Genomic DNA, 19,116 nt, shown 5'->3' with positions numbered 1-19,116 from the left:
AATAAAAATGCTACAATATTATTAACTAAATATAACAAGCAAGAGGAGCTTTACCATGGAAACTAAACTTTTTTATCCAAATAAAGAACTTTTCAGAGATGCTGCTATTAACAGCATGGATGAGTATAGTAGGTTACAAGACTTTGCAAAAAATAATTATGAAGACTTTTGGGATAGTTATGCAAAAGAAAAAATAGCTTGGCATAAACCATATACAAAAGTACTCGATGATTCCAATATGCCTTTTGTACGTTGGTTTGAAGATGGTGAACTCAATGTATCTCAACAGTGTATAGACCGTCACTTAAAAGATAAAGCTGATAAAACAGCTATTATTTTTCAAGGAGAACAAGGGGATATACAAAATATAACTTATAAGCAACTATCTCTAAATGTAAATAAGACTGCTAATCTTCTAAGGAATCATTTTGGCATTACAAAAGGTGACCGCGTCGTTATGTATATGCCGATGATTCCAGAAGCTGCATATATGATGCTTGCGTGTGTGCGAATAGGAGCTATTCATTCTATCGTATTTGGAGGTTTTTCTGCAGATGCCATTCATAGTCGTGTCTTAGATGCAAAAGCAAAACTCATTATTACAGCAGATGGAGCTTTTCGTCGCGGTAAAGCATACCTTCTAAAACCCACAGTAGATGCTGCACTGGCTAAAGGTGAATGTGATTTTGTCGAAAAAGTTTTAGTAGTTAAGAGAAACTACGAAGATATAAATATTGTAAAAGGTCGTGATGAAATTTATAATGACTTGATTGACACAATGAGTGATGAATGTGAAGCAGAAGTAATGCAGAGCGAAGATCCTCTTTTCTTACTATATACTTCAGGAAGTACAGGCAAACCAAAAGGTGTCCTACACTCTCAAGCAGGTTATATACTTTGGGCTCAGATGACTATGGAGTGGGTATTTGACATAAAAGATAGCGATATTTACTGGTGTACAGCTGACATAGGATGGATAACAGGACATACATATATAGTCTATGGACCATTAGCAGCAGGTGCTACAACGGTAATGTTTGAAGGCGTTCCTACTTATCCAGATGCAGGCCGTTGGTGGAAAACAGTACAAGACCTAAAAATCACTCAGTTTTATACATCTCCTACTGCTATTCGCATGCTTCATAAAGTCGGTGATAATGAACCTGCTAAATATGATTTGAGCTCACTCAGAATACTTGGTACGGTAGGTGAACCTATCAATCCTGAAGCATGGGAATGGTACTACACTAAAGTCGGTAGAGAAAATTGTCCTATTGTAGATACGTGGTGGCAGACGGAAACAGGAGGACATATGATATCCCCTCTCCCTGGAGCTACACCGATTAAAAAAAGCTGTGCAACACTGCCTATTCCTGGGATAATGGCAGAAGTTATAGATAAAGATGGAAATCCTACCCCTATAGGTGAAAAAGGACTTCTGTGCATCACACGTCCTTGGCCTTCAATGATTCGAGGGGTATGGGGAGATGATGACAGATTTAAAAAAGCATATTTTGGTGATTGTAAAAAGGATGGAAAACCTGTTTACTTCTCAGGTGATGGTGCTATGATAGATGAGAATGGCTATATAACGATAACCGGTCGTACAGATGATGTTATAAATGTATCTGGTCATCGTATAGGATCGGCTGAAATTGAAGCCAGTATCGGGAATGCCCCTATGGTAGCAGAGTCTGCTGTAGTTGGAGAGCCACACTCTATTAAAGGAGAGTCACTTTGTGCATTTATTATACTAAACCTCAAAGAGCATGAAAAGTATGAAGATATGGCTCAGGAGATTAACAATATAATCAAAAAAGAGATCGGAGCATTTGCTAAGTGTGATCGTTTTATCTTTGTACCTGGACTGCCAAAAACTCGCTCTGGAAAAATAATGCGTCGTATTCTAAGAAGTATATCAGTAGGCGAAAAGATTACACAAGATATTTCAACATTAGAAGACCCGTCTATAGTTGAAGAGATTATAAAAGCGACTAAGGAGCAAGAAGGAAAATGATGAACTGCGAAGAACTAATGAGAAGCAGATATGAAGCTTTTGTAAAAAAAGACTGGAATTACTTGACAGAGACATCTGTACATCAAACTGTAGAAGAGCTAAGTCATCCGACTTCTATAGAGTGGCTAAAACTAGATGTATTAAATGCCGATGAAGATACGGTTGAGTTTAAGGCTTACTACAGAGAAAACAATCAAGTAAATGTTCTGCACGAAAAAAGTAATTTTGTAATGCTAGATGGAGCATGGAAATATCTTGATGGAGAACTTTTCAACTCTAAGGTTGAGAGGAATGAGAGTTGCCCATGTGGAAGTGGTAAAAAATTTAAAAAATGTTGTGGAAAATAAATTTATACAGTATTAATACTCTTTAGCCTAAAATAAACAAAAAGAGGAGTTTCCTGTGTTATCTAAAAAAATACAAAAGGGTTTATCAGCTCAACTTAACCACGAGTTTTACTCAGCATATCTTTATCTTGCTATGTCAGCTTATTGTAATCATTCAGACTTTAACGGTGCTGCTAACTGGCTTAAGATGCAGTACGAAGAAGAGCATATGCACGCAACTAAAATATATAACTATTTAGTTGAACAAGGTGTACACATATCTCTAAAAGAAATCGCTAAACCACCTAAAAACTTTGGAACTCTTTTAAATGTTTTTCAGATGAGTTTAGAACACGAACAGATGATGACAGCTAGGTTAAATGATTTAAGTGATTTAGCACTCAAAGAGAAAGACCATGCTACATATAACCTCCTTCAGTGGTTCGTAAATGAACAAGTTGAAGAAGAATCTTCTGTAAATGAGATTATCTCTAAGATAAAACTTGTAAAAGGTGATGGGTACGGTCTACTAATGATAGACAACGAGCTCCACCAAAGAGCAACTCCGGCACCTATAAACTAAGAAGAAGCCTTATCGGCTTCTAGGTTTTTATATTAACTATGAAACCTTCTTTATAAAAATATAACTTTTCTTGTCAAAGCCACTCTTTTCATAAAACCTATGTGCATTTTCTCTCTCAAAGTTAGAAGATAAAACTATATTTTCACACATGCATGTCTTTGCATAATCTTCTAGATACTCAAGCATCACAGCTCCATATCCACCGCTTCTATATTTTTCATCACTTACAAGGTCAAAAACATAGAGATGCCTTTTATGGTAAAGGTTAGTCTGAACAGCTACTCCGGCATAGGTAATAAGCTCTTCACCGTCCATGATACCAAACATCTTATACTCCATATGTCTCATATCATATATCAAGTCTTCAAACTCTTTATAACTAAGTGCTGGTCTGAGCTGTTTTAACACATCGTAAGCTGTATATAATTCTTTTAAATCTAATTCTCTTATTTGCATGATGTATTTTACAGTTTATTTGTTACATTAGTACATAACTATGTAATTCGCTTTAGTCCAATGAAGGTACTTTTTCTAAAACTAGAACGTTACCATCATGCCCATTTTTTATATTTTATATAAACTATTGATTTGTCTCCTAAAGTTCTAGAAGTGTTTTATGTTCTAATGCATGATAGTAATATTTTAGATGATGTTATTAAGAATTTCTTATATAAGCTCCTGATATAAGAACTAAACTTTTTGCAAAAAAAGTTACATACTGTTAAAAATATTTCAAAGAAGCTGTGATAACTCTTTATTTACTATAAATAAAGAGTTATCACAGTATTATCACTAATGATGAAAAACAAAGGATACTATAATGAATATGAAAAGTATTAAATTTAAAGTTCTCGCATTAATGGCAGTTTCACTGCTTGTAATGACTGTAAGTATTATGTCAATATCTATTAGTAGAGCTTCAGACTCACTAGTAAAAAGCAATATGGCCCTACTAGATGCAGTAAAGGAATCTAAAAAAGAACATATTATGGACTTTTTTAGCTCAATCGAAAACCTATTGCTTTCTAGAACCGCCGACTCAGTTACAGTTCAAGCTATGTGGTCACTGGATGAGAGTTTTCAAGAGCTTGAAGAGATGGCGGATGTATCACAAGATGATATTAAAGCTGCACTTATCAAACACTACAATAATGAATACATCAATAAAATCAACTTTAATATAAAAGGTGCTAATCCTAAAAAGTCTACAGAGGACTATTTACCAAAAAGCTTCAGCGCTCAAATAGCTCAATACTTATATATTGTAGAAAATGAGAATAAGATTGGTGAAAAAGACAAACTTATAATGAGTAAAAAATTTAAAGAAGAATACTCTGCAAACCATGTTCAGATTCATCCAGTATATAAGCAGATATTAGATAACTACGGTCTATATGATATATTTATAATTAATGCAAGTGGTGATGTTGTTTACTCTGTTTATAAAGAGAAAGATTTTGGTACTAACTTACTTAAAGGTGTTTACTCTGACTCAGGACTTGCAGAAGCATTTAAAAAGGCTTCAAAAACTCCAAAAGGAAAAGTTGCATTTGCTGACTTTAGACCTTATGAACCAAGCTATAATCAGCCCTCTATATTTTTAGCATCTCCTCTTTACTTTGGAAAAGATTTTGAGGGAGCTGTGATTTTTCAACTTCCAAAAGACAAGCTCAACAGTGTAATGAACTTCAAAGGAGACTTTGAAAAAGCAGGTCTTGGAAAAACAGGTAAAGCCAATCTAATCTCTCTTGATGGAAATATGAAAAATGACAGTCGTTTTATAAAAGACATGGAAGACCCTGCAGTTAAAGTAGCAGGGACAACAGTATCTATTGTAAAGATTAACTCGAAGTCTGTTGACGCTATAAAGAAAGGAGAAAATGGTTCTTGGATTATTGAAGATCATAGAGGGATAAAAGTTCTAAGCTCATTTGCTCCTATAAAAATATTTGGAGAATCATGGGGTATTATAGTTGATATTGATGAATCGGAAGTACTTGAAAATGTAGAAGAGACAAGAAATGTAATCGTTGGAATCTCTCTTGCCATACTTGTTGTCTTACTACTTATTAGTATATTTTTAACTCAAAAAGCACTCATATCAAAACTAGACACACTTCAAGTTGCTTCATATAACCTAGCTAAAGGAGAAGGTGATTTAACAAGTCAAATTACTGTTCCAAAAGGTGATGAAGTCTCTGAAATAGCTCAAAATATCAATGCTTTTATAGACAAAGTTCGAGTTACAGTATCTGAAGCAAAAACTTCATCATCACAAAACACAGATATTTCCCAAACACTTTCGGACACTTCATCAAGCATGAAAGCAAAAGCACAAGAAGAAAGTGAACTTGTAAACAAGGTTTCTATTCAAGGAAAAGATCTTCAAAATATTCTTACTGCTTCAATTGAGCAAGCAAAAATAACTAAAGAAGATATCAATTCAGCCGGTAACATTCTAAAAGGTGCAAACCAACAGATAGTTCACTTAGCAACTGAGATTCAACAACGGGCTGAGGATGAGCTTGAACTATCTCATAAACTAGAACAACTAAGCGCAGATGCTACTCAAGTTAAAGATGTACTTGTGGTTATATCAGATATTGCAGATCAGACTAATCTTCTTGCTCTTAATGCCGCTATTGAAGCTGCTCGTGCCGGCGAGCATGGACGTGGTTTTGCTGTTGTTGCTGATGAAGTCCGTAAACTTGCAGAGAGAACTCAAAAATCATTATCTGAGATAAATGCAACTATTAGTGTAATTGTTCAATCAGTTATAGACGCCAGTGATAACATCTCTAGAAATGCTAAAGCGATAGAGAAACTTTCAGGAGATGCAAGTAATACCGAGAATGAGATCAATACAAGTATGGAATCAATTGAGCGTTCTATAGTTCAAGTTGATGAGACTGTAACAGGTTATATAAATAACTCTAAAACAGTTGAATCTATGATTATTAAAGTATCTGAGATTGAAGAAATATCAACTCAAAACAAAAAAAGCATGGATGACATTTCGAATGCTTCTTCAAAACTGACACAAATGACTATCAATCTAAACAATATGCTAAAAGGTTATAAAACTTAAAATAATCAACTTTTAAACAACTCTTAGATATAATCGCGAAAATTTATCTAAGAGAAATAATTATGGTAACAGTACAGAACTTAATAATGCGCTTTGGAAATAGAGTTCTATTTCAAGACATTAACCTCAAACTAGACCGTCACAAGAGATACGGTCTTATCGGTGCAAACGGCGCTGGTAAAACAACCTTCCTAAAAATTCTGAGTGGTCAGATTAATGAATATGAAGGTGAAATAATTATCCCTAAAGCTAACAAAGTTGGTGTTCTTGGGCAAAATCAATTTGCTTATGAAGACTATACAATCATGGATGCAGTTTTATGCGGAAATAAAAGACTCTACGACGCTATTAAAGAAAAAGAAGAGCTTTACATGACTGGAGACTTCGAAGATGACGCAGTAAATAATCGTCTTGCAGATTTAGAAGTTATCTGTGTGGAAGAAGATCCTACTTATGAGTACGATGTAAATATTGCTAAAATACTTGAAAATGTCGGTTTACCTGCAGAGTTGCATCAAAATCTTATGAGTACTCTTGACAGTGCTGATAAATTCAAAGTTCTTTTAGCACAAGTTTTATACCCTAAACCAGATGTATTATTTCTTGATGAGCCTACGAACAACCTTGACATTGAAACTATTAGCTGGTTAGAAAATGAGCTTAAACGTCATGAAGGTACTATGGTTGTTATCTCTCATGATAGACACTTCCTGAATGCTGTTGTTACAAACATACTTGATGTTGACTACCAAAAAATCCGTGAATTCACTGGTAACTTTGATGATTGGTATATCGCTGCAAACGTAATAGCAAAACAAAATGAACTTGATAATGCTAAAAAAGAGAAAGAGAAAGAACAACTAGAAGCTTTCGTTCGCCGTTTCTCTGCAAATGCTTCTAAAGCAAAACAAGCAACTTCCCGTCAAAAGCAACTAGACAAACTTGTTATTGAAGATATAAAACCATCTTCAAGAAGAGACCCAAGTATAGTTTTTAAAGCAAAAAGAGTTATGGGTGATGAAGCACTTAATATTATTGATGTTAACCACACTTATCCTGATGGCAATGAAGTTCTAAAAGATGTAAATCTTAAATTTGAACCAGATGAAAAAGTAGCTTTAATCGGGCCAAATGGTGCAGGTAAGACAACTCTATTAAAAATTATGATGGAAGAGATGAAACCAAGCTCTGGAGAAATCCATTGGGGTGCTACAATCGAAAACTCATACTTTCCACAAGACACTGCCGATACGATTAGTGGAGACGGAACTCTATATGACTGGTTAAGAGCATTTGATCCTAAGCGTGATATCGCTGAGATCAGAAACTGTCTTGGTCGTATGCTATTTAATGGTGAGCAACAAGAAAAATCTGTAGTTAGCATCTCTGGTGGGGAAAAACATAGAATGATGCTTTCTAAAATGATGTTAGAGGGTGGAAACTTTTTAGTTTTAGATGAGCCTTCAAATCACCTTGACCTTGAAGCGATTGTTGCACTTGGAGAAGCTCTTTTACAGTTTAAAGGAAATGTTATCTGTGTATCTCATGACCGTGAGCTTTTAGATGCTTTTGCTAGCCGTATTATAGAAATTCATGCTGATGGAAGTATAACTGACTTCAAAGGTAGCTACGAAGAATACGCTGAGGCTAAAGAAAATGGCAAAGTATAAAAAATTTATTGGTCTAGGAATAGCCGGTAACTTTGCACTTCACTTAGCGCAAGCTGGTGAACTTGAAGAGTTTAAAGATATCATCACTGCAGAAGAAGCCGCTCCCAAAGGGATGTTTCCTTTTTATCTTCCTCGTCCTACTGATTTGGACAGCGGATTAGTTTTACACGCAAAAGATACTTTACGTACTTACCCACTGTCAACTTCACACATCAGACTTCCAAAAGAAGATATGAATGTTCAAGCTGAACCTGAAGTAGGATTAATCTGTGATTTAGAGTACACAGCTGGAAGACTGAGTAAAATCATTCCTACTTACTTTGGTGCTTATAATGACTGTTCTATAAGAGTTGCAGGAGCTAGTAAAATAAGTGATAAGAAGAACTGGGGAGAAGACTCGAAGGGACTTAGTAACACTCTTATAAAGATAGATAAGTTTAAAGAAGGTGGTATTATGGATTCTTACTCTATATGCAGTTTCCTTCGTCGCGGCGGTGAACTACATGCCTATGGCGAAGATGTAGCATTAAATGGGTATAGCTATTTTTATGACAAACTTGTAGATTGGATGACTAACCAGATAAACACCCAAGAAAACTTCGGACCATTAGAACCCTTAAGCGAATATGTTGCTGCATGTTCTAACCCTAAAGAAGCGATCATTAGTATTGGTGCTACAAGATATACTGAATACGGTGAAAATACATTTTTAAAAAATGGCGATGAAGTAGTTATCGCACTATATAACAGAAATGACTTTTCAAAAGAAGAAGTCGTTCAAAATATTAAAAACAGTTCATATGACAATATGAGTGTACTGGCTCAAAAAGTAATATAACTACATGAGTAGAGGCAAAAAACTAGATATTTTCATTGGTGCAGATATTGATGATGGATGGGCAGAAATTCAATCTCCTCGCAAGGCTAAAGTATCAAATGAAATTCTAGAGCCTTCTAAACATTTTCTAATTTTCAAAAAAGAAAAAAGACGTGGTAAAACAGTAACTTTAGTCGGTGAGTTTCAGATGCCAAAAGAAGACACTACACTCACACTAAAACTACTAAAAAAGAAGCTTGGCTGTGGCGGAGCTTTTAAAGATGGTTGGATGGAGTTTCAAGGCGAACTAAAAGATAAACTCAGAGAATTTTTACTCAGTGAAGGCTTTAGATTTAAGCACGGTCACTAAGCACCTATTTTTCTGTACTCTGTGCTGTTGCATCGCTTACATTAGTAGTAATAATATAACCATTTCTACCACTCTCTTTAGCTTTATATAGCATCTCATCAGCACGACTTATGAGTATCTCTTCATTAAGAGCTTCATCAGCTACACAGCATACAACTCCTATAGAGATAGTAAGGAATTTATTGACTTTACTAGCTTCATGTTTAATCTCTCTTTCTCTCACTGCATCACAGATTTCACGTGCTAGTCTTGCACTATTTGACTCATCCGTATCTATAAGGATAACACCAAACTCTTCTCCACCTAATCTAAATACATAGTCGCTAGGTCTCTTAAGAAAGTCTTTTAAGACTTTGGCAACACTTTTTAGGGCAAAGTCACCTTCTATATGCCCATAAGTATCATTGTACTGTTTGAAGAAGTCTATGTCTAACATCATAAATGTAATATATGATTTAGTTCTTTTTGCACGTTTTAGTTCTCGGTCGTATACAAAGTTAAAATATCTTCTGTTGTGTAGGGATGTCAAAGCATCTGTATATGAAACATTTTCAAGCTTTTTGTTTGCACTTTTTAACTTTCTAGTAGTTATTTCTAGTCTTGTATGGTCATTTTGAATGCTTTTAAAAACGTAATATGAAATAATCAATACGCCCAAAATAATTAGTGTCAGAATCAATCCAACATTTTGAATTATGTCATCGTAAAGTTTTAAAAACTTTTTCCTCTCATATTTAGCCATCTCTACTTCATAATTTATCAATTTCTTTACTGTTGTATGAATATGCTCTACTCTTTTTTCAAAAATATCCATTGATATATTTTCTATTGTATGTCCTGATAAAGCACCATTAAGTATTTTTTTAAAGTAGTCATTTGTTGCCTTGATCTCCAAAGCAGTATATTGAACATATTGTAGTTCTTCATACCTTTTAAAGTGAGACTCATAATTTCGCCACTGCATCTCTATCTTTAGAAGAGCATTTTCCATTTCTGATGTAGTTTGTGATGAGCTTATTTCAGAATTTTTTGCTTTGTATATTGTGTTTGCTATTGAGCCGTGATATATCTGCAGTATTTCATTTAGTTCAGTTACCGGGACTAGTGAACCAAAGTAGAGTGAGTCTAGGTTTTTCTTCATAGAGTTAATATTTAAATAACCCATTACTCCAACCAAGATAAGCCCTATTGTAATTAGCATAAAAAGAAAAAATAGTTTGCTTCTTAACTTTAGTGCTTCAATAAACTGCATGTATCTCCTATCACAGACTTGTTATTGGTATAGACAGCAATTCTTATACCATTAATTTTATGATAGAATACAGATAATATTTTAAACTGGGTAATTTTTTAATGGCAAAAAGAGAATTTAAAAACAAACGAATTAAAGAAATAATTAAAAATATTGCTGATGATTTTAGATATTCCCAAGAAATGGACGAGTATGCACTTCTTTTCTATAAAGCAGATGGTGACGGCATGATCAGCGGTGGACAAATTGACAAAATGCTTGAGTATGTAACTACAGGTCTTGAAGAACTCTCCAAGAACATTGAGTGGCGTAAAGAATTTTTAAAAGATAATTCCGCCATTGATGAGATGAAAATGTTAGATAATATGAAAACGATAGAAGAAGAGTATACAGAGTTAAAAGAATTTCTGAAAAAGTAGAATATATATGATAGAAGAGAAACTGGGTTTAATAAAAAAGTTAAATTTCTTTAAATCTTTAGATAATGATCAATTACAAGAGATAAAAGATATTTCAAATATAGTTGAGTACCCAAAAGGTTCTATACTATATTATGAGAATGACACATACAACAAAATATTTTTTCTAGTCTCCGGTGTACTAAAAGTCTACAAAATAGATAAATTTGAAAATGAGATTTTTCTATATCACATTCACAAGAACTCTCTTATCTCAGAACTAACAAGTTTGGACAATGACTCTATTTACTGCTATTCAAATTCAGAATTTATTGAAGACAGTGTAATCCTCGAAGTCAATTTTATTGAATTCAAAAAAAGATTTTTAGCTAAAAATATACTTAACAATGAGTTCATCAATGAAATTCTACTAAAAACACATCAGCTTCACTGTGTTGTAAACAGAGAACTGGTTTTTGATGCTACAGCTAAAGTGGCTTTTATGCTTAGTGATGATTTAGAGATGTTTAATTCTTTAAAAAGACAAGATGTCTCTTTTATGCTACACATTCAACCTGAAACACTCTCTAGAGTTTTAAAGAAACTAAAAAGAAGTCATATAATAGAGGTTGAAAACTCAAATGTATCTATCTTAGACAAAGAAAGATTAAACACTATATTTAGAGGAGAGCAATTATGAAAAAAGCAACAAGCATAAGTACAAAAATTAAAATACTAGGTGCTCTTTTAATCGCTTTAATGCTTAGTGTTATTAGTACAACTATATATTTAAACCAGCAAAATGAAAAAGATGCTCTGGTAATAAATATCTCAGGTAAGCAAAGAATGCTAACTCAAAAGATGTCTAAAAATGTTTTTTACATACACTATAGTTCTAATAAAGATTTTTATGAATTAAATGCTGCCGTTGATGAATTTATAAAGGGACTAAATACACTAAGACATGGTGATTCAGATAAAAATATATCTCCAGTTCCTACATATCAGATATCACTTCAACAGATAGAAGTAAGTAAACTTTGGGAAAGTTTTTATGAAAACATTCAAAACTTCAAACTCTTTACAAACTCTGATATAGATAGAAAGGCAGAACTTGAAGAAATTGTCACTGCAATATATAGAGAGAACACTATACTGCTAGATAATGTGGACAAATTGGTTACAATGTATACTGACTATAGTGAAAACAAGACTGGTTTTATCAAAACATTTCAGTACACTTCCGGAATCATATTACTCATACTGTTTGTATACTCTCTTTTGCAACTGCGTTCTATTGAGTCACATGTAGACTCATTTATGCAATATTCCAGAATGCTTGTAAATAATGAAGATATTACAAATCTAAAACCACTAAAACTAGAAGCTGAAAGTGAGACTGAAATTGTCGAAGTAAGTGATACCATAAACTGTTTTATACAAAAGGTAAATACAGCGATGGAGTATTCTAATGAGGCATTACTACAGTCTGAGAGAGCTTCTTCAAAACTAGGTGAACTTACGGATGAATTTGATTCTATCATCGATGAGCTAAAAGACAAATCACTAGTTCACAAGCATCTAAATAACAGTGAGGACATTGTTATAGAGTCAACAGAAGAATTAATCAATTCTACAAAAAAATTATCTAACCTTAAGCTCGAATTAGAGAAGCTCACGAAAAGCTGCCAAGATACAAGAATATAATAGTTTTTCTAAGTGCTACTTATATTCCCTCTTTTCATTAATAAAACAAAACTTAATATATTTTTCTAACTTTTTGACATAAGTCAAAGATTTTTTTACCATCAAAGTGATAGTATTAAATCGTTAATGGACACCTTAACAAAAATTGGAATAAAGCAATTTTTGAATTTGCTTCGTTTCGGAAATTATCAAACAGGAGAAAATATGTCACTTTCAAGAAGAGAATTTCTTAAAAGTTCAGCGGCAGCATCTGCAGCAGCAGCAATTGGTATGAGTGTACCAGCAGAGCTACAAGCAGCGGCGAACAAAGCTGAAGGCGGCTGGAGATGGGACAAGGCAGCTTGTCGTTTCTGTGGTACTGGTTGTGGTATCATGATGGCTACTAAGAATGGTAAAATTGTTGCTGTTAAAGGGGACCCTGCGGCTCCAGTTAACAGAGGGCTGAACTGTATTAAAGGTTACTTTAATGCTAAAATTATGTATGGTGCGGACAGACTTACTCAACCATTATTAAGAATGGATGCTAACGGTAAATTTGACAAAAAAGGTAAATTTGCTCCAGTATCTTGGAAAGTAGCTTTCGATATAATGGAAGAAAAAGCTAAAGCAGCTTTCAATGAAAAAGGTCCTGAGGGTGTAGCAGTTTTCGCATCTGGTCAGTACACTGTAATGGAAGGTTATGCAGCTCAAAAAATGATGAAAGCTGGATTCCGTTCTAATGCAATTGATCCTAATGCTCGTCACTGTATGGCATCTGCGGTTGTTGGTTTCTACCAAACATTTGGTATTGATGAGCCATCAGGTTGTTATGATGACATCGAGCTTACTGATACAATCGTATCTTGGGGTTCAAACATGGCAGAAATGCACCCGATCTTATGGTCTCGTGTAACTGACAGAAAACTTTCAGACCCTGAAAGAGTAAAAGTTATCTCTATTCAAACTTATACTCACAGAACTTCAGATTTAGCTGATACAGAAATCATTTTCTCACCAAATACAGATACAGCTCTATGGAACTATATCGCTAGAGAAATCGTATTTAACCGTCCTGAATCAATAGACTGGGATTTCGTAAACAAACATATGGTATTTGCAGCAGCAAATCCAAATATTGGTTACGGTATGAGAAAATCTAATGAAAAATCAATCAAAGAGGGCAAATATACTGCGCTTGAGATGGAAACTATTTCTAAAGAGATGAAAACTATCGTTTCTGAAAAAGAAGCTCCAGCATTAGCACCATATGGTTATAAAGCCGGAGATGAGATGGTTCATAACAAACCTGGTCTTCCACATTGGTTGATTGAGTTTGAAGAATATAAAAGATCTTTAGAACCTTATACACTAGACTATACAGCTAAAATCGTAAAAGGTGATCCGGATGAAGATATTGAAGCTTTCAAAGCAAAACTTCAAGAACTAGCAGATCTATATATTGAAAAAGGTAGAAAAGTAGTATCTTTCTGGACTATGGGTATGAATCAACATACACGTGGTACTTGGACAAATACTCTTTCTTACAATGTTCACTTTTTACTAAACAAACAAGCTAAACCAGGTGATGGTGCGTTCAGTTTAACTGGTCAACCTTCTGCTTGTGGTACTGCTCGTGAAGTTGGTACATTTACACACAGACTACCTGCTGATATGATGGTTAAAAATCCTAAGCACCGTGCAATAGCTGAAAAAGCATGGCATGTACCTGCTGGAACTATCAATGGTCAAATGGGACAACATATTATGCGTATCCACCGTGACATCGAAGATGGTCATGTTAAATTTGCATGGGTAAATGTTTGTAATCCTTACCAAGATTCAGCTTCTGCTTCTCACTGGATTAAAGCGGCTCGTGAAATGGATAACTTCATCGTAACTTCTGACGGATACCCTGGTATTTCTGCAAAAGTTTCTGACCTTATCTTACCTTCTGCTATGATTTATGAAAAATGGGGTGCTTACGGTAATGCTGAGCGTCGTACACAACACTGGAGACAACAAGTTCTTCCTGTGGGTGATTCTATGTCTGACACATGGCAATGGGTTGAGTTCTCAAAGCGTTTTACAGTTAAAGATTTATGGATGAAAGACGTAAAAGTTGCTTGGGGCAAAAAAGATATGAAAGCTATTCCTTTAGATAAAATCAAAGCTATGGGATACAACGAAAATACAACTATGTATGAAATTTTATTTGCAAATGATAGAGCTAAATCATATAAAATTGATATGAACGATCCTATCCAAGCTGGATATGACAACTCTGAGTGTAGTGGCGATAGCCGTGGAGTTATTGGTTCAGATGGTAAAGAGTTCAAAGGTTACGGTTTCTTTATCCATAAATATCTTTTCGAAGAGTATGCATCATTTACTCGTGGTCACGGTCATGACCTTGCACCATTTGATGTTTATCATAAAGTTCGTGGTCTTAAATGGCCTGTTGTTGATGGTAAAGAGACTCAGTGGAGATTTAACGCTAAATACGATCCGTATGCAGCAAAAGAAACAAAAGAAACAGGTAATTCACATGCATTCTATGGCGGATTCTTAAAAACAATCCCTCAAGGTACACTGAATGGAGTTCAAAAAGATTTAAAACTTAGCTATGCTGATAAACCAGGTAAACATCACCTGAAAAACAAAGCTAAAATATTTGCTCGTCCGTACATGGATCCACCAGAAATGCCAGATGCTAACTATGATACATGGTTATGTACAGGTCGTGTACTTGAACACTGGCACTCAGGAACTATGACTATGCGTGTACCTGAACTATATCGTGCAGTTCCAGAAGCGTTATGTTATATGCACCCACAAGATGCCAAAGATAAAGACCTTAAACAAGGTGGTTTATGTTGGGTAGAATCTCGTCGTGGTAGAGTAAAAGCTAGAGTTGAAACTCGTGGTAGAAATAGACCAGCTCGTGGTCTTGTATTCGTGCCATGGTTTGATGAAAAAGTATTTATCAATAAAGTTTGTCTGGATGCGACTTGTCCATTATCAAAACAGACAGATTATAAAAAATGTGCTGTAAAAATTTACAAAGCATAGATAAATAAGATTAGATTTAGAGTAAGGAAAGATTCGTTTTGAGCGAAAACAGACCTAAAATAGAAAGAAAAGAACCATTGAGTGATAGAAGAAGATTTATCCTCACTATGGCACGCGGTGTTGGAGTTACAGCACTGGGTGGATTTGTTTGGAGTGCATTTATTGATGAAGTTACGGCTTCACAATTAATCCTTCGTCCACCGGGAGCTATAAAAGAGGATGATTTTTTGAAAACGTGTATTAAGTGTGGATTGTGTGTTGAAGCATGTCCATACGATACGCTGTTGCTCGCTAAACCAGGTGATAATAAGCCTCTAGGAACTCCATATTTTATTCCTAGGGATATTCCCTGTTATATGTGTCCAGATATTCCTTGTGTACCTGTTTGTCCGACAGGTGCGCTTGATGAGTCTAGCGTTACGACTAATGATAAACTTGATATAAATGTAGCCGACATGGGTCTTGCAGTTATTGATGATCAAAGTTGTATTGCTTTTTGGGGAATACAATGTGATGCATGTTATAGAGCTTGCCCATTATTAGGTGAAGCTATAACGGTAGTGTATGAAAAAAATGATAGGACTGGTAAACATGCCTTTATGAAACCGGTTGTTCACGCTGATGTCTGTACAGGATGTGGTCTGTGTGAAAAAGCTTGTGTTACAGAAAAAGCAGCTATATTTGTACTTCCTAGAGAAGTTGCAACGGGTAAAGCAGGAGACCACTATATCAAAGGTTGGGATAAAGAGGACGAAAAGCGTTTAGAAAATGCTAAAGAAATCCATACTCAAACTGAAATTAGTAAAGAAAGTGCTATAGACTCTTTAAATGATTCGGGGGATTTATACTAATGGCTACGCTATGGAATAATTACCGATATCTTTTTTTGAGAAGATTTGTCCAAATAGGTTTACTATTGTTGTATTTTGGAGCGAATCATTGGGGATGGACTATCCTTATGGGGAACCTTAGTTCATCTAGTTTTTTAGGTCTTGTACCTTTAAGTGATCCATATGCCGCATTACAAATGCTGGCTGCAGGTGCTGTTTTAGCAACTGATTTACTTATTGGTGTTGCAATAATCAGTGTATTTTATCTACTAATAGGCGGTCGCGTCTTTTGTAGTTGGGTTTGTCCCATAAATATGATAACAGATGCAGCAGGGTACTTAAGAGATGTATTAGATATTGATCGGAATCAAAAGAGACAACCAGCAACTCGATATATGAGATACTGGGTTTTAGTTTTAAGTTTAATTATCTCAGCAGTGATGGGCATCACAGCTTTTGAATTTATTAGTCCAATCTCTATGGTTCATAGAGGGATTATATTTGGTTTAGGATTTGGATGGGCAGCAATGCTCATTATTTTTCTTTTTGACCTATTTGTGCTTAAAAATGGCTGGTGTGGGCATCTATGTCCTCTAGGTGGTTTTTACTCACTACTGGGTAAATTTAGTCTGATTAGAGTAAAACATACTGTAGAAAATTGTACTGCATGTATGAAATGTAAAACAGTTTGTCCTGAGCGCCAAGTTTTACATATGATAGATAAAGAAAGCCTACCTGTACTTTCAGGTGAATGTACAAATTGTGCTAGATGTATTGAAGTGTGTGACGATAATGCACTTGGTTTCTCAATCAGGGAACTAGCAAAAAACAAAAAAACGGGAGAGTAACAATGAAAACAATGAGTAAGATAACGATTGGTTTAGTTGCTGCGGCACTTCTAATTGTAGGTTGTGGTGATAGCGGGAAAGCTTCTCCATCTGCAAACGCAAAAGTGGCACCAACTATTACTGAAGCATCTTTAGGTCTTAGAAAAACTGACCTATATAGTGAAGACAGTACTACAGCTTCAAAAACTGAGTACAGAACAGGTTCAGCTGGTTCAAATGTAAAAATCAAAAGAGCATTCCAAGATGCTCCACCGATGATTCCACATGATACAGATGGAATGTTACCAATCAAAATTGGTGATAACCAATGTGCTGGCTGTCATATGCCAGAAGTTGCAAGTTCAATGGGTGCTACACCGATTCCGGTTTCTCACTTTACAAACTTTAGACCAACACATAAATATGATGGCAAAGAATTTACTAAGAGTATTGATAATATGAAAAATGCAGTTGCTATTAAAGAGACAACTCATCTTCAAGGTGCAAGATTTAACTGTTCACAGTGTCACGCTCCACAATCTCAAGGTAACTTAGCTGTTGAAAATACTTTTGAAGCTACTTATACACGTGCTGATGGTGCTGATAAATCAGGTTGGAGCGGTAGTGCTTTAACTGATCAATTAGATACTGTCAAAGGTGATGCAGGCAAAGTAACAGCTGCAGATATTGCAAACGCAAACTCTGTTTCTGGTAGTTTAGGTCACTAATGGAAAGAAGAGAGCTTTTTAGCTCTCTGGCTTCCAAACTAAAAGGTGAAGACCTTAAAAAAGATAGTCCAGAGAGACACATAAGACCACCATACTATAGTGATGAATCTCTTTTTCTCAATGAGTGTAGTAAATGTGAAGCGAAATGCGCCACTGTTTGTGAAGAAGAAATTATAAAAATTGCAGATGACCAAACTCCATATTTGGATTTTTCTCATAGCGGTTGTACATTCTGTGATGAGTGTGCAAAAGCTTGCGAATTTGGAGTTCTTAGCGTTGAAGATAAAAAAAATATAAACGCTAAAGTAACTATTTCAAAAAATGAATGTCTAAGCTGGAATGCTGTTATGTGTTTTTCATGTAAAGATCCTTGTTTAGATAATGCAATTGATTTTCAGGCTATGTTTATGCCTGTGATAAATGACAAATGTACTTCATGTGGCTTTTGTCTAAGTAGATGTCCAGCTGCATCTATACACTACGAGGTAATATAAATGATTAGAATTCTACTTTTAACAGTTTTTATAACTTCTATAATATTTGCAGATATAAAAATGCCACTAAAACAATACACATCAACTGGACCAGTTACAGATATGGTAATAAGAGGCTCTAAACTCTACAGTGCAACTAATGCTAGTTGCGTGGATATTTTCGATCTTAAAAGTCAAAAAATAGTCCAAAAAATTGAAATTAGTAAGATTAAAGATTTTATGGGTGATGAAGTTGATTCAAAGATTTACTCTGTGGATGTTTTAGATAATCAGGTACTCATTCTATCTCAAGCTAAGAATGGATTTAGAAGAGTTCATATTTATAAAGATAATAAGCTTGAACTGATTATTCCATATACTAAAAGTCTAACAATAGCAAAGGCTAAGTTTTTAAACAAAGATACAATTCTACTGGGAATGTTAAGTAATGAACTTATATCTTTTAACTTAAAGACAAAAGCTTATAACTGGAGTATACAAGTTTCAGGAGCAAAATTTTCAGACTTTGCATTAAATGAAAATAAAGACGAAGCAATTGTTGCAGATGAGAGTGGAAGTCTAAAGATTCATAATATGAAAGATGGAAAACTGATTAATATTCTTGAAGGGCAAAACTTAGATAATGTCTTTCAAGTGGCTTATAAAAATGGAATCATAGCGACAGCAGGTCAAGACAGAAGAGTAGTAATCTACGCCTATAAATTTGACTCAGCCTACTATAAGTCATCGAGTTTTTTGATTTATAGTGTTGGTTTATCTCCAAGTGGTAAAAAAGTAGCTTATTCAAGTGATGAGAATAATAACATCACTGTATTTAATACTATTACAAAATCGACTTTGGGTAAATTTGGAGGCAACAAAATGACTCTTACAAATATACTCTTTTTAAATGAAAATGAGTTTTTAGTCGCAAGTGATGATAAAACTATTAATTTTTACAGTGTAAAATAACAAAAAGGAT

Annotated in this window: 18 protein-coding genes; 16 read left to right on the top strand and 2 right to left on the bottom strand. The window is 34.7% G+C overall.

What is annotated here, in order from left to right; genetic code table 11:
• Nucleotides 1–55: 55 nt before the first annotated feature.
• From acs to ABZC13_RS00950, 3 genes are read left to right on the top strand one after another with little or no spacing between them, the layout of a single operon-like run.
• Nucleotides 56–2,017: an acetate--CoA ligase gene (gene acs / locus ABZC13_RS00960; RefSeq protein ID WP_372998635.1), complete on the top strand. Its 1,962-nt coding sequence runs from the start codon at nt 56–58 to the stop codon at nt 2,015–2,017.
• The gene (locus tag ABZC13_RS00955) at nt 2,017–2,364 is read left to right on the top strand and encodes a YchJ family protein (RefSeq protein WP_372998632.1); all 348 of its coding nucleotides are present in this window, start codon (nt 2,017–2,019) and stop codon (nt 2,362–2,364) included. The genes acs and ABZC13_RS00955 overlap by 1 nt, the downstream gene beginning before the upstream one ends.
• 55 nt (nt 2,365–2,419) lie before the next feature.
• Entirely contained in the window at nt 2,420–2,926 is a 507-nt protein-coding gene (locus tag ABZC13_RS00950; protein ID WP_372998629.1) for a ferritin, read from the top strand.
• A 36-nt stretch (nt 2,927–2,962) separates the two neighbouring features.
• Here the strand turns inward: ABZC13_RS00950 and ABZC13_RS00945 are convergent, their stop codons facing one another.
• Nucleotides 2,963–3,382 (bottom strand): GNAT family N-acetyltransferase, encoded by a 420-nt coding sequence (locus ABZC13_RS00945; RefSeq protein ID WP_372998626.1) that lies wholly within the window; start codon nt 3,380–3,382, stop codon nt 2,963–2,965.
• 364 nt (nt 3,383–3,746) lie between these two features.
• On the opposite strand from ABZC13_RS00945, the gene ABZC13_RS00940 reads away from it, so the two are divergent.
• From ABZC13_RS00940 to ABZC13_RS00925, 4 genes are all read left to right on the top strand, one after another.
• The gene (locus ABZC13_RS00940; protein ID WP_372998622.1) at nt 3,747–6,014 is read left to right on the top strand and encodes a methyl-accepting chemotaxis protein; all 2,268 of its coding nucleotides are present in this window, start codon (nt 3,747–3,749) and stop codon (nt 6,012–6,014) included.
• A gap of 62 nt (nt 6,015–6,076) precedes the next feature.
• Nucleotides 6,077–7,684 (top strand): ABC-F family ATP-binding cassette domain-containing protein, encoded by a 1,608-nt coding sequence (locus ABZC13_RS00935; RefSeq protein WP_372998619.1) that lies wholly within the window; start codon nt 6,077–6,079, stop codon nt 7,682–7,684.
• Entirely contained in the window at nt 7,671–8,522 is an 852-nt protein-coding gene (locus ABZC13_RS00930; protein ID WP_372998616.1) for a DUF5718 family protein, read from the top strand. Before ABZC13_RS00935 ends, ABZC13_RS00930 begins: the two co-directional genes overlap by 14 nt.
• A gap of 4 nt (nt 8,523–8,526) precedes the next feature.
• Nucleotides 8,527–8,871 carry a translation initiation factor gene (locus tag ABZC13_RS00925; RefSeq protein ID WP_372998613.1) on the top strand — a complete coding sequence of 115 codons (345 nt, stop codon included), beginning with the start codon at nt 8,527–8,529 and terminating at the stop codon, nt 8,869–8,871.
• A gap of 4 nt (nt 8,872–8,875) precedes the next feature.
• Here the strand turns inward: ABZC13_RS00925 and ABZC13_RS00920 are convergent, their stop codons facing one another.
• Nucleotides 8,876–10,123 carry a diguanylate cyclase gene (locus ABZC13_RS00920; RefSeq protein WP_372998610.1) on the bottom strand — a complete coding sequence of 416 codons (1,248 nt, stop codon included), beginning with the start codon at nt 10,121–10,123 and terminating at the stop codon, nt 8,876–8,878.
• 101 nt (nt 10,124–10,224) lie between these two features.
• Here ABZC13_RS00920 and ABZC13_RS00915 point away from each other — a divergent pair, with 101 nt between their 5' ends.
• The 9 genes from ABZC13_RS00915 (at nt 10,225) to ABZC13_RS00875 (ending at nt 19,106) form a co-directional block, all read left to right on the top strand.
• Nucleotides 10,225–10,542 (top strand): hypothetical protein, encoded by a 318-nt coding sequence (locus ABZC13_RS00915; RefSeq protein WP_372998607.1) that lies wholly within the window; start codon nt 10,225–10,227, stop codon nt 10,540–10,542.
• Between the two features lie 7 nt (nt 10,543–10,549).
• Nucleotides 10,550–11,221, top strand: a complete 672-nt coding sequence (locus ABZC13_RS00910) for a Crp/Fnr family transcriptional regulator (RefSeq protein ID WP_372998604.1) — start codon at nt 10,550–10,552, stop codon at nt 11,219–11,221.
• A complete protein-coding gene (locus ABZC13_RS00905; RefSeq protein ID WP_372998601.1) occupies nt 11,218–12,228 on the top strand; it encodes a type IV pili methyl-accepting chemotaxis transducer N-terminal domain-containing protein in 1,011 nt (336 codons plus the stop codon). The genes ABZC13_RS00910 and ABZC13_RS00905 overlap by 4 nt, the downstream gene beginning before the upstream one ends.
• Before the next feature lie 204 nt (nt 12,229–12,432).
• Nucleotides 12,433–15,276: a nitrate reductase catalytic subunit NapA gene (napA, locus tag ABZC13_RS00900; protein WP_372998598.1), complete on the top strand. Its 2,844-nt coding sequence runs from the start codon at nt 12,433–12,435 to the stop codon at nt 15,274–15,276.
• Between the two features lie 38 nt (nt 15,277–15,314).
• A complete protein-coding gene (napG, locus tag ABZC13_RS00895) occupies nt 15,315–16,127 on the top strand; it encodes a ferredoxin-type protein NapG (protein ID WP_372998595.1) in 813 nt (270 codons plus the stop codon).
• Nucleotides 16,127–16,954: a quinol dehydrogenase ferredoxin subunit NapH gene (napH, locus tag ABZC13_RS00890; protein ID WP_372998592.1), complete on the top strand. Its 828-nt coding sequence runs from the start codon at nt 16,127–16,129 to the stop codon at nt 16,952–16,954. The genes napG and napH overlap by 1 nt, the downstream gene beginning before the upstream one ends.
• Nucleotides 16,955–16,956: 2 nt before the next feature.
• Entirely contained in the window at nt 16,957–17,661 is a 705-nt protein-coding gene (locus ABZC13_RS00885; RefSeq protein WP_372998588.1) for a nitrate reductase cytochrome c-type subunit, read from the top strand.
• Nucleotides 17,661–18,155 (top strand): ferredoxin-type protein NapF, encoded by a 495-nt coding sequence (locus tag ABZC13_RS00880; RefSeq protein WP_372998586.1) that lies wholly within the window; start codon nt 17,661–17,663, stop codon nt 18,153–18,155. Before ABZC13_RS00885 ends, ABZC13_RS00880 begins: the two co-directional genes overlap by 1 nt.
• Complete coding sequence (locus ABZC13_RS00875) at nt 18,156–19,106, top strand: WD40 repeat domain-containing protein (RefSeq protein WP_372998583.1); 951 nt, start codon at nt 18,156–18,158, stop codon at nt 19,104–19,106.
• The last annotated feature ends 10 nt before the right edge of the window (nt 19,107–19,116 follow it).

Origin of the sequence: Sulfurimonas sp., from assembly GCF_041563035.1 — a bacterium.
Taxonomy (GTDB): domain Bacteria; phylum Campylobacterota; class Campylobacteria; order Campylobacterales; family Sulfurimonadaceae; genus Sulfurimonas.
Note: the sequence above shows the minus strand (reverse complement) of the source record. Positions and strands in the feature narration are given on the sequence as shown.